The 11,292-nt window shown below is 65.6% G+C and carries 10 protein-coding genes; 2 read left to right on the top strand and 8 right to left on the bottom strand.

What is annotated here, in order from left to right; translation table 11 throughout:
• Window positions 1-105: 105 nt before the first annotated feature.
• The gene (locus tag AB4Y40_RS19605) at window positions 106-426 is read right to left on the bottom strand and encodes an ArsR family transcriptional regulator (protein ID WP_368689184.1); all 321 of its coding nucleotides are present in this window, start codon (window positions 424-426) and stop codon (window positions 106-108) included.
• A gap of 11 nt (window positions 427-437) precedes the next feature.
• On the bottom strand, window positions 438-1,910 hold the full coding sequence (locus tag AB4Y40_RS19600) for a PLP-dependent aminotransferase family protein (RefSeq protein WP_368689336.1): 1,473 nt from the start codon (window positions 1,908-1,910) through the stop codon (window positions 438-440).
• Between the two features lie 190 nt (window positions 1,911-2,100).
• Here AB4Y40_RS19600 and AB4Y40_RS19595 point away from each other — a divergent pair, with 190 nt between their 5' ends.
• Entirely contained in the window at window positions 2,101-4,422 is a 2,322-nt protein-coding gene (locus AB4Y40_RS19595) for an FdhF/YdeP family oxidoreductase (protein WP_368689183.1), read from the top strand.
• Window positions 4,423-4,477: 55 nt separating this feature from the next.
• Here AB4Y40_RS19595 and AB4Y40_RS19590 read toward each other — a convergent pair whose 3' ends face one another.
• From AB4Y40_RS19590 to AB4Y40_RS19565, 6 genes are all read right to left on the bottom strand, one after another.
• The gene (locus AB4Y40_RS19590; protein ID WP_028229743.1) at window positions 4,478-4,843 is read right to left on the bottom strand and encodes a response regulator; all 366 of its coding nucleotides are present in this window, start codon (window positions 4,841-4,843) and stop codon (window positions 4,478-4,480) included.
• A gap of 40 nt (window positions 4,844-4,883) precedes the next feature.
• Window positions 4,884-5,870 (bottom strand): chemotaxis protein CheX, encoded by a 987-nt coding sequence (locus AB4Y40_RS19585; protein WP_368689182.1) that lies wholly within the window; start codon window positions 5,868-5,870, stop codon window positions 4,884-4,886.
• A gap of 17 nt (window positions 5,871-5,887) precedes the next feature.
• Entirely contained in the window at window positions 5,888-6,421 is a 534-nt protein-coding gene (locus AB4Y40_RS19580; RefSeq protein ID WP_368689181.1) for a hypothetical protein, read from the bottom strand.
• The gene (locus AB4Y40_RS19575) at window positions 6,418-7,179 is read right to left on the bottom strand and encodes a methyl-accepting chemotaxis protein (RefSeq protein WP_368689180.1); all 762 of its coding nucleotides are present in this window, start codon (window positions 7,177-7,179) and stop codon (window positions 6,418-6,420) included. Before AB4Y40_RS19575 ends, AB4Y40_RS19580 begins: the two co-directional genes overlap by 4 nt.
• A 3-nt stretch (window positions 7,180-7,182) precedes the next feature.
• On the bottom strand, window positions 7,183-9,552 hold the full coding sequence (locus tag AB4Y40_RS19570; protein WP_368689179.1) for a HAMP domain-containing protein: 2,370 nt from the start codon (window positions 9,550-9,552) through the stop codon (window positions 7,183-7,185).
• Window positions 9,553-9,754: 202 nt separating this feature from the next.
• Complete coding sequence (locus AB4Y40_RS19565) at window positions 9,755-10,315, bottom strand: N-acetyltransferase family protein (protein WP_368689178.1); 561 nt, start codon at window positions 10,313-10,315, stop codon at window positions 9,755-9,757.
• Between the two features lie 136 nt (window positions 10,316-10,451).
• Between AB4Y40_RS19565 and AB4Y40_RS19560 the strand changes: the two genes are divergently transcribed.
• A complete protein-coding gene (locus AB4Y40_RS19560) occupies window positions 10,452-11,279 on the top strand; it encodes an AraC family transcriptional regulator (protein ID WP_368689177.1) in 828 nt (275 codons plus the stop codon).
• Window positions 11,280-11,292: the final 13 nt, after the last annotated feature.

The raw sequence follows: 11,292 nt of genomic DNA, 5'->3' as shown, positions 1-11,292 counted from the left end.
TCGCAGAAGTTTCAGATTTGTCTTAGATGTATTGACCCGTTGCGCATGAGACTTGTCGCAAACAGACAACGGCAACATCGGGTTACAAACGAGCAAGGCGTCGCGCTACGCTTCGCCCTCGCCGAACACCTCCGCACAAAACGCCCGCCCCTCATCCGACAGACTCGCCGTGCCGGTCCCGTCTTCGGCCTGCGTCGTCACCACCAGGCCGCTGTCCACGAGCGCCGTGAGTTGCCTGCGCAGTCCGCTCATCGGCACGCCGGCCTGCTTCGAGAGTTTCGCGAGCGACCACGCCCGGCCCTGAGTCTCATGCCGCGCGTGCTTCTCGCACTCCGCGCGCCACAACTGCTCGAGCACGGCAATCAGCACCGGGTCGACGCCAGACTCGTCTGCGTCGCCATCTTCGCGTTCTTTATCTGCGTTCATCGTCTGTCTCCTCATGCCATCTTCGCGGCCATTTCGCCTAGCGTCTTCAGCGCGGCTTCGGTCTGCGCGTTCCATGGGTAGCTGTAGTTCAGCCGGATGTAGTGGTGATACTCGTTGCGCATCGAGAACATGTAGCCGGGCCCGATGGTAATGCCCTGCGCGAGCGCCGCCTGATAAAGCCGCATCGAATCGACGCGCGGCGGCAGTTCCACCCACAGCACGTAGCCGCCTTGCGGCTCCGAGGTGCGCGTGCCCGCCGGAAAGAAGCGCTCGACCATCGCCCGCATGAGTCGCGCCTGTTGCCGGTAGAAGCGCCGCACGCGGCGCAGGTGCCGGTCGTAGCCATCGTGGCGCAAGTAGTCGGCCAGCGCCACCTGGGGAACCGAGGGTGTCGTGAGCGTATTGAGGAACTTGAGCTTCTCGACCTGCGCGCGGTAGCGCCCCGGCAGCGCCCAGCCAATGCGGTACGAGGCGGAAAGGCTCTTCGAAAACGAGGCGCAATGCAGCACGAGGCCGCGCGTGTCGAACTGCTTGAGCGTGGAAGGCCGCGTCTGTCCGAAGTACAGCTCCTGATAGACGTCGTTCTCGATCACGGGCAAGTCGTGCGCCTCGGCAAGCGCCACGAGCCGCGCCTTGTTTGCGTCGGGCATGCGAAAACCCAGCGGATTCTGGAAGTTCGGCATCACCATGCAGGCCGCGACCTTCTGGCGCGTCAGCACGCGCTCGAGCGCGTCGAGGTCGATGCCGGTATCCGCGTGCGTGCCCACTTCGATGGCGCGCATGCCCAGACGCTCGATGGCGTGCAGCATCGCGTAGTAGGTCGGCGATTCGACGGCCACCGTGTCGCCCGGCTTGGCCACGGCTTGCAGGCTCAGGTTGATCGCCTCGGTGGCGCCCACGGTGATGACGAGTTCCTCGGGATCGACGTTCACGCCGTTTTCGGCGTAGCGCCGCGCGATCTGGCGGATCAGCTCGGGGTTGCCGGGCGGCAGGTCGTCGATGAGGTTCCAGCTCGCATGGCGGCGCGCTATGGCGTTGGCGTACTGGTTGATGCGCCGCCAGGGGAACAGCGCCGGGTCCGGGTACGGCGAGCCGAGCGGCACGGCGTCCTGCGCGCCGATGCTGCGCAGCGTCGAAAGCACGAGCCGGCTCACGTCCACGTTAGCGGGCACGGGCTGCCGCGGCGCGCTGGCGCGGCGCGGCTTGCCCGGGGAGACGGCGTCCTTGCCCTGTGCGCCTCGTGCGTCCGCCGCGCCGCGCCCTTGCGGCGCACCCACGCGCGCGCGCACGAAATAGCCCGATTGCGGCCGCGACTCGATCACGCTGCGGCTTTCCAGCAGCGCATAAGCGCGCAGCACCGTCTTGATGCTCACGCCGTGCTGCTGGCTCGCGCGCCGCACGGAGAGAATGCGCTCGCCGGGGCCGAACACGCCGCGGCGCACGGCGGCTTCGATATCGTCGGCGAGTTGCTCGTAGCGGGTCACGTTCGGGTTGCGTTCGATCAGGCGAAAGGGTGAGGCCACGCGCGCGGGGCCGATCCCGGCAAGTCTATGACAAAACGCCGCAACTGTATCCCTTGCTTTTTGGTTTTTCTGTGATCTCCGGGGGCACAGGAACACAGTAGCCTTGACTCATCGGGCAGACCGCCCTGGAAAACGAAAAGCCAACCGCATCATGAAGAAGCCGCAAGGTCGCATCGAGCCTTATCACCACCCCGCCGCCGGCTGGGGCGCGCTCAAGCAGGTCGCCATCAACCTGATCAAGGAGAAGGTGACGGGCGGCAATTACCGCACGCTGCTCAAGCAGAACCAGCCCGACGGCTTCGACTGCCCCGGCTGCGCATGGCCCGACCGCGAGCACGCGTCCACGTTCGAATTCTGCGAAAACGGCGTGAAGGCCGTGGCGGCGGAGGCGACCAGCAAGCGCGTGACGCCACAGTTCTTCCAGGAGCACACAGTTAGCGAGCTGATGGCCCAGTCGGACTACGAGCTGGAGCAGCACGGCCGCCTGACCGATCCGCTCGTCTACGACGCGCTGCAGGACCGCTACGTGCCGATCGAGTGGAACGACGCATTCAAGATGATCGCGAAGCACCTCAACGCGCTCGACGACCCGAACCGCGCCGCGTTCTACACCTCGGGCCGCGCGAGCAACGAGGCCGCGTTCCTCTACCAGCTGTTCGTGCGCATGTACGGCACGAACAACTTCCCCGACTGCTCGAACATGTGCCACGAAGCCACGAGCCGCGGCCTGCCGGGCACGGTGGGGATCGGCAAGGGGACGGTCACGCTGGACGACTTCGAGCACGCCGACACGCTGCTCATCTTCGGCCAGAATCCGGCGACGAACCATCCGCGCATGCTCGGCGAGTTGCGCGATTGCGCGAAGCGCGGCGCGACCATCGTCTCGATCAATCCGCTGAAAGAGCGCGGGCTGGAGCGTTTCGCGAGCCCGCAGCACACGCTCGACATGCTCTCGCCCAAGGGCGTGCAGATCAGTTCCGTGTTCATCCGCCCGCGCGTGGGCGGCGACTTCGCGCTGATCAAGGGCGTGGCGAAGCGCGTGATCGAACTCGACGACGAAGCGCTCGCGCAAGGCACGGAGCGCGTGCTCGACGTCGATTTCATCGCCGAACACTGCGTGGGCTTCGACGCCTTCGCCGCCGACCTGCGTGCCGAGTCGTGGAACACCATCGTCGCCGAAGCGGGCGTGCCGATCGAAGAAGTGCTCAAGCTCGCCGACATCTACGTGAAGGGCCGCGCCGTCATCTCGACGTGGGGCATGGGCCTCACGCAGCACAAGAATTCGGTGGCGACGATCCAGTTGCTGTCGAACCTCATGATGATGCGCGGGAATATCGGCCGCCGCGGTGCAGGCCTGTGCCCCGTGCGCGGCCATTCGAACGTGCAGGGCGACCGCACCGTGGGCATCGAGGAAAAACCCACGCAGGCGTTCCTCGACCGCCTCGGCAAGGCCTACGATTTCGAACCGCCGCGCGAGCACGGCTACGACGTCGTGGAAACCATCCACGCGATGCTCGAAGGCCACGTGAAGGTGTTCATCGGTCTGGGCGGCAACTTCTCGATCGCCACGCCCGACACGCCGCGCACGTGGGAAGCCATGCGCGCGTGCGCGCTCACGGTGCATGTGACCACGAAGCTCAACCGCAGCCACCTCGTTCACGGCCACGACGCGCTCATTCTGCCCACGCTCGGCCGCACCGAGATCGATCTGCAGAACGGCGTGCCGCAAGGCGTGAGCGTCGAGGACTCGATGAGCATGGTGCATATCTCCTACGGCATGAACCGGCCCGCTTCGACGAACCTGCTTTCGGAAATCGCGATCGTCGCGCGCATGGCGCACGCCACGCTCGGCAGCGACAAGGTGGACTGGCTCGACCTCGCCGCCGACTACGCGAAGATCCGCGACGGCATCGAAAAAGTGTTCGACGGTTTCGAGAACTACAACGAACGCCTGAAGCACCCGGGCGGCTTCCACCTGGGGGTGGCCTCGCGCGACCGCGTGTGGAAAACGCCGAGCAACAAGGCGCAGTTCGTGGTGCACGCCATCGCGCTCGATACGCCCATTCACCGCGCGCGCGCCGAGCATGGCCCGCGGCTCATGACGCTCATGACCACGCGTTCGCACGATCAGTACAACACGACGATCTACGGTCTCGACGACCGCTATCGCGGCGTGTACGGCCTGCGCCGCGTGCTGTTCGCGAACCGCGAAGACATGACGATGCTCGGCTTCGAGCCCGGCCAGCACGTGGACATTACGAGCGTGTGGGACGACGGCGTGGAGCGCCACGTCGAAGACTTCATGCTGGTGGAGTACGACATTCCGCGCGGTTGCCTCGGCGCGTACTATCCCGAGACCAATCCGCTCGTGCCGCTTTCGTCGATTGCTGACGGCGCGGGCACGCCGACTTCGAAGTCGATTCCGGTGCTGCTGACCCCGGCGAAGGCTAACGATCACGCCATCGCGGCGTGATGTCTGATCCGAAGGCCCCGGCAATGGCGCCGGGGCCTTTTTGCGTGCGCTGCGCTTAGCTCGCGAGCTTGCGGAACGTCTCGAGCACCGCTTCTCCCTTGAACGGCTTCACGATCCAGCCGCGCACGCCGGCCGCCTTACCGCGCTCCTTCATGGCCGGGCTGCTTTCCGTGGTCAGCATCACCACGTTCACGGCCGTATTCGCGAGTTCGCTGCGGATCTTCTCGACCATCGTGAGGCCGTCCATGTTCGGCATGTTCACGTCGCTCACCACGAGCTTCACGCCCGGATTCGAGCGCAGTTTCGCGAGGCCGTCCTTGCCGTCCACGGCCGTATCGACGTCCAGACCGTTTTTGCGCAGAAAGCCGGCCACTTCGTCGCGCACCGTGCTCGAATCGTCCACCACCAGAATCTTTGCCATGTTGTCCCTCTCTGTTGCGCCGCGTAGGGCGCGCATTTGATCAAAATAATTCGAGTTCGCCGCTCGCCTGTTCTTCAACGGCAGCGGCTGCGGCCTGCGCGGCCGTCTCGTCAAAGCCTTCGCGCGACCAGCCGAGGCTGAACACGAAACGCTGGTCGATCACGACTTCGCGGCCCGTATCCGGGCACGTGAGCCGGTACTTGATGCACAACTGCGGGTTGTCGGAGCCAAACGACAGATAGCGCCGCCGATGATTGATGAGCAGCGGCACCTGCACCTGCGCGCGCCCCCAACCCGCCTCGCCGGCCGCGTGTGCGTTGCCCAGATAGCGGTTACGGAACGCCCCCCACACGAGATTCGTGAGTTCGGCGAGCACGCCGTTCACGTCGCGGAAGTCGCTCGCTTCGTCGCGGCCCGCGCGCGGCGGCAGCAGCTCGATCAGCGGCGTCTCCTCGGTCTGCATGAGAAGCCAGCCGCGGCACCATGCGGTCTCGATCGGAATGAGCGTCAACACCTCGCCGAAGATGATGCGGTCACGCACGATGCTCGGCGTGTCCCAGTTCACTTCGAGTCCGGCAAAGAGGCCACGCAGGCGCCCGAGCGTCATGTCGGTGATGCCGTCCACGAGCGGGTCCGGATAGTCGTGCGAGAACACGTGCGCTTCGAGCGCCGCGATCAGCGTGGCGGGATCGCTGTCGTGCCAGCTGGCGCACGGCAGGCGGCGCAACGGCTCGGGCAACGCATCGTCCTGCTCGCTTGCCGCGCGCCGCAGCACGACGGGCAGTTCGGGGCGCTCCGCTTCCAGCGCGACGGCCACCGCCGCCGCGGCTTCGAGCGAGCCGCCAAAGTCCTCGCCGAGCAGCACGCCGCCCAGATCGTAATGCGTCTTCAGCGCCGCCGAGAGCGCGTCGCGTCGCACCGGCACGCACACGCAATCGTATGCGGCTGCGATTCGCGCGATCGCCTCGGCGCGCGCCGTGTCGCTTTCCAGCAGCAACAGCTTGCTGACTGGCTTGTTCGCGTTCATGTTTCCGTTCTCTGCCTTCAAAACAATTCGAGTTCGCCCGCGCTGTCGTGCACTTCGACCGCTGCGGTGCTCGCCACGAAATCGAGCGGCGCTTGCGTGCAGACGCACAGCGTGGCGCCCAGACGGACGTCGTGATCGATCGTGAGCGCATACGACTGCACGTAATCCGGCTTCAGTTCGCGCAGATACGGCAGGCATCCACTGCTGAGCGCATAGGGCGTGGACATGCCGAGGTCGGGGAAATGCTCGACCAGCTGCTGGTTCATAGCCCCGCAGCACAGATTGCCGAACTCCATGAAGCATTCGGTGAGCGCGCGCGAGGTGTCGCCCACGTAGTAGCGCTGCGTGCGCTCGTCGTCTTCGAAGTGCAGCAGCAACAACAGGCGGAACTGCATCGACGAAATCGTCAGCACAACCAACTGCTCGCCCTGGGGCGCGTCGCCCGCACGCGGCTCGATTTCGCAGCTGTGCTGCGTGTCGGTCACGAGACGCATGCGCGCCGCCGCGAAAAAAATCCGCTCGATGCTGTCCTTCGCGTGCGTGCCGATCATGCGTGCGCCCCGGCGCGCGTCGCTTCGAGCTGGTGATGCAGCTGCTGCGTCGACGCTTCCACGCTCGCGAGCGTCGCCGCGATCATCTTGCCGCCCGCCTGAATGTCCTGGAACGTCGCGGCCGTGATGAGGTCGTTGCGGTTCAGGCTGTCGCGATAGCTCTTCGAAAGGTCCTGCGAGCGCGTGGCGAGCGAGCGCACTTCGCCCGCCACGATCGAGAAGCCGCGGCCGGCCGCGCCCGCGCGCGCCGCTTCGATCGAAGCGTTGAGCGAGACGATCAGCACATGGCTCACGATCGACGACAGCTCCTGGTTCTTCTTGTGCATGTCGTTGTTCTGCGCCATCAGCGAGATCATTTGCTCGTGCCAGCGCTCGAACGTCGACGACATGAGCTTCAGCCGCGAAGCCTCGCTCGCGATGCGCGCCGCGTGCTGCATGGCGTCGTCACGCTGCGCGCGCTCGCCGGCGAGCGCCGCTTCGAGTGCGTCGGCCACGGACCGGCGCTGCGCGAGCTCCGCGCGCAGCGACTCGATTTGCGCAGCCAGCCCTTCGTGTTCGCGCGCCGCGTCTTCCTGCTGCGCCGCGTGGTGCGCCTGAGCCTGTGCAAGCACGGCCGCGTGCGCGGCATCCTGCGCGCGCGCTGCCTCACGTGCCTGCGTTTGTGCGCGCTTGCCCCACGCGACGGCCAGGCCGGCCGCCACGGCGACGAGCGCCGCGCCTTCGATCAAATACGGTAAGACCACTTCCACCCCCGCCATGCGCTAGCCCGCCAGCGCTTCCTCTTGCTTTGCCTGCGTTGCATCCGTCATCTTTACGGCCCACTGCTGCGGCAAACGCACGACGGTCTGGAAATGCCGGTAATCGGCGCCTGCACGGTCATCGGTGAAACGCAGTTCGATGGCGCCGCCCTCGCGTTCGAGGAAATCGCGCACCGCGTCCATGCCCACGCCGCGGCCCGAGACTTCGGTCACGCTCGCCGCCGTCGAAAAACCGGGGCGGAAAATGAACGCCGCGATCACGTCGTCGCTCACCGCTTCATAGGCCTGCAGCCAGCCGCGCTCCACCGCGATGCCGCGAATGCGCGCGAGCGCGAGGCCGCGGCCGTCGTCGGCGAGCGTCAGTTGCAGCGCACCGTTGTGCACGTTCACGTCGATGTCGATATGACCCGACTCGTCCTTGCCGATCGCGCGGCGTTGCGCCGGCATTTCAATGCCGTGGTCGAGCGAGTTGCGCAGCAGGTGCATGAACACGTTCTTCACCGTGCCGGCGGCCTCGCTGCGCAGGCGATAACCGTTGTCGGCGATCTGCACCACCGGTTCGACCTTGCCGAGTTCCAGGGCGAGCGAGGGCAGCGAACCGGTCACGCCCGCGAGCGCATCGGCCACGCGCTCGGTGCCGATGGCGCGCAGCGTGGCGCGCAGTTCGGCGCGCATCGCACGCAGTGCGGGCAGGTCGTTGTCGTCGGTGCGATCGACGATGCGCAGCGTCTCTTCGATCGCTTCGCGTGTGACCGTGAGGCTCGCCGCGCCGTTTTGCGCGCCAGCCGCACGCGGGCCGCGCCCGAGGCTCACTTCGTTGATGCTCGTATAGTGCTCGAGCGCCGTCTTCACGCGCTCCAGATCGTCGATGAGCGCCTGCTGGTCCCACGTGTGGCTCGTGTCTTCGCGGCGCAACGCGTCGTAGCGCTGCTCGACTTCGTGCACCACGCCCGTGAGATGCTGCAGGCTGTAGGTGCGCGCATTGCCCTTGATCGTATGCATGTTGCGGAACAGCGCGGCAATCGCGCTCGTGTCCGCGCAGTCGTGCTGGCGAATGATGTGCTCGTTCTCGTGAATGAAGCTCGTCGAGCTTTCCACGAAGTGATGGAACTTCTCTTCGCTAACCGCGAGAATTTCGCCGATCATTTCGAGGCGGCGCTTCTGCTCGCCCGCTTCGGCCGCGAGTTCGCGCAGCTCCGTCACGTCGCGCACGCACAGCATGAGGCGCACGACCACGTCGTTTTCGTCGGTAATGGCCGACCAGCTCAGGTCGAGCACCTTCGCGCGGCCATCGGGCAGCGTACGCGTGATCTCGTTCACGAGCAGATGCTGATTGAACGCGAAGTTCACGTCGTCTTCGCCAAGGCACGCGTGCACGGCGGCGTCGATCTGCGCGAGGGTGTCGGCGTCGAGATCCGTATGCGAGAACACGAGGTCCATCAGCGAACGGCCCGCAATCTCGTTCGTTTCGAAGATTGCCTCTAGATACGCCGAATATTCGTTGTGGATCGTCGCGCCTTCCACCACCGTGAGAATGCCCTGCTGCATGTTCTGCAGCATCGCCTGAATGTCGGCGGTCTTGCGCTTGAGCTGCGCGGAGCTCTGCTGGATCTTCTCGATCATGCCGTTGAAGGCGACGATCGAATGACCGATTTCGTCCATGCGGCCCACGGGCACGCGGCGCGTGAAGTCCTGGCTCGATGCGATCTCGCTCATCATGGCCTGCATGCGCGAAAGCGGCCGGGTGATCTGGCGGTACAGCAGCGCGCCGATGAGCGTGAGCAGCAGGACCGCGCCGCCCGTCACGCCGGCAATCGCGCTCGTCGTGGTGTCGAGCGTGCCGTTGAGCGTGCGGATGGCGTCGTCCTTCTGGCGGTTCTTTTCCACGCGCATCGTCGTGACGATGCCTTCGAGTTCGTCGCGGTACTGCGCGACGTTCGCGAAGAGATAGGCCTGCGCGAGTTCGTTCTTGCCGCTCGCCTTCATCTTCGCGGTGTCGTCGATCGCGGAGAAGTAGTTCGCGAGGCTTTCCTGGGCCTGCGAAACCAGGCCTTCCTGCGCGTGGCTGGCTGCCGCCTTGCGCTGCACGTCGAGCGCGGCGCGCAGCGCGGCTTCCTTGTCCTTGAGTTCGTTTTGCGCGAGCGACGCGACCGTGGCGTCGGGTGCGTAGACGAGCGTCATGGTGGCGAGCTGCACGTCTTTCACGAGCGACACGAGGTCGGATGAAGCGAGAGCGCTCGGCACGACGCCCTGGGTAACCTGGCGGACGTCGGTGGCGCTGCGGCGGGCCTGCAAGGCCGCGTAGCCGCCGATGGCGGACAGCGCGACGAACATCAGGACGATGAGTAGCGTGATGCGGTGACGAATGGTCATGTCGAAATCCCCGGGCCTTCGTCGCGCCGGCTGCGCTATGGTTGCGCAGCTCGGGACACGTTGGCCAATTTATTCGCGGTGGATTATCGACGTTCAGGTATGACGAAATGATGACTACGCATAATTCGCCCGAGCGCACTGTGCGTTACACCACACTTGACGTTCGCGCTGCGTTGCGCATTGTCCGGCCACGGCGTGGCGCTCAGTCGGGCTCGGCGGGGTCGTCGAGAAAGAGCACCATGAGTTCGTCGTCGGCGTACTCGCCGTCGATGCACAGGCCGCGGGGCTCGACCCCGTAGCGCACGAAGCCGCACGCGCGGTAGAGTGCCTGGGCACGGGGGTTCAGCACGCTCACCACCAGTTGCACCTGGAGCAGGCCTAGCGCGCGGGCATGAGCGATGGCTCCTTCCAGCAATTGCCTGGCGATGCCGGCGCCTCGCCACGCGGGATCGACAAACACGCCCCAAATGAGCCCCTTGTGCGCGAGCTTGCGGCGCGGCTCGCGCATGAGGCCGGTGATGCCGACGAGCGTGTCGCCCACGAATGCGCCGAATACGACCTGGTTCCCCGTGGCGCGCACCCGGGCCCGGCTCTCTTCGGGCGTGCGCTTCGATTCCTCTTCATAGGTCGGGACGATGCCGGCAGGATAATTTTCGGTCGCGTACAAACGCATGGCATGAAACGCCTCGGCGTCCTGCTCGGTCAACGGGCGAATCGTTGCATTCGTTGCGTTTGTTGCATGCGTTGGCTTCGTTTCGTTCATGTGCAGTGCCTGGCAATGGAAAGGGAATCACCCGCGCGAATCGAACAAGCCTATCACGTCCCCCTGCCTGCTCGCGTTGCGCTAATATGGACCACCTGCGTCGCTCGATGCACGCAGCATCACTCCGAGGTCTCCCATGCCGCAAGCCACGACGTCCGACGCACAACCCTACTTTTGGCGCGACGCTGACCTGCCGTTCATCGAGGTGCGCGCCATCGCCGACGGCCGCAAGGTCCGCTACGGCCGCCACGCACACAGCACGTTCTCAATCGGCGCGGTCACGGGCGGGCGCAGCACCTACCTGAACGGGAGCACGCTCTCGCATATCAGCGCGGGCGCGGTGGTGGTCATCAACCCGGAAGTCGTGCACGCCTGCAACCCGGCCGCGGACGAGCCCTGGGCCTACCGCATGTTCTATCTCGACACCGCGTGGCTCGCGAATCTGCAACACGGCCTGGGCTTTGGCGCGCACGAGGGCTTTCGCCCGTTCGAACAGACCTTGAGCTGGGAGCGCGATTTGTTCGACGGGCTCAACGCGCTCTACGCGTTGCTCGTCGACACAAATGAGTCGGCATTGCGCAAGGAATGCGCCTCCGTCGCCTATTTCTCGAGGCTCCAGCAGTCCCTGAATCCTGCGCCGGTCAGCGCACGCGAACCGAACGAGCGCCTCGCGCGCGCGGCCGAATTCATCGACGGCAACTACACGCGCACGCTCAAGCTCGAAGAGATCTGCGCCGCCGCCGATCTTTCGCCTTCGTACCTCATTCGCGCATTTCGCGAGCAATATGGCATGACGCCGCACGCGTATGTCGTGAACCGCCGGATCGAGTTCAGCCGCGCACAACTGCGTCGCGGGCACGCCATTGCCGATGTGGCGGCGCAAGCGGGTTTCGCCGATCAAGCACATCTGCAGCGCGCGTTCCGCCAGTTCGTTGCCGCGACGCCTGGCCAGTATCGCGGCTAACGGAGCCGTCGCG

This window comes from Paraburkholderia sp. EG287B (genome assembly GCF_040965595.1).
Classification (GTDB): Bacteria; Pseudomonadota; Gammaproteobacteria; order Burkholderiales; family Burkholderiaceae; genus Paraburkholderia.
The sequence above is the reverse complement of the archived record's forward strand: the minus strand, read 5'-3'. Positions and strand labels throughout refer to the sequence as shown.

Bases quoted from the DNA above. Each gene is read 5' to 3' on its own strand.
- AB4Y40_RS19570 (WP_368689179.1), bottom strand. From the start codon at position 9,552: ATGACCATTCGTCACCGCATCACGCTACTCATCGTCCTGATGTTCGTC.
- AB4Y40_RS19565 (WP_368689178.1), bottom strand. From the start codon at position 10,315: ATGAACGAAACGAAGCCAACGCATGCAACAAACGCAACGAATGCAACG.
- AB4Y40_RS19595 (WP_368689183.1), top strand. From the start codon at position 2,101: ATGAAGAAGCCGCAAGGTCGCATCGAGCCTTATCACCACCCCGCCGCC.
- AB4Y40_RS19575 (WP_368689180.1), bottom strand. From the start codon at position 7,179: ATGGCGGGGGTGGAAGTGGTCTTACCGTATTTGATCGAAGGCGCGGCG.
- AB4Y40_RS19580 (WP_368689181.1), bottom strand. From the start codon at position 6,421: ATGATCGGCACGCACGCGAAGGACAGCATCGAGCGGATTTTTTTCGCG.
- AB4Y40_RS19585 (WP_368689182.1), bottom strand. From the start codon at position 5,870: ATGAACGCGAACAAGCCAGTCAGCAAGCTGTTGCTGCTGGAAAGCGAC.
- AB4Y40_RS19605 (WP_368689184.1), bottom strand. From the start codon at position 426: ATGAACGCAGATAAAGAACGCGAAGATGGCGACGCAGACGAGTCTGGC.
- AB4Y40_RS19590 (WP_028229743.1), bottom strand. From the start codon at position 4,843: ATGGCAAAGATTCTGGTGGTGGACGATTCGAGCACGGTGCGCGACGAA.
- AB4Y40_RS19560 (WP_368689177.1), top strand. From the start codon at position 10,452: ATGCCGCAAGCCACGACGTCCGACGCACAACCCTACTTTTGGCGCGAC.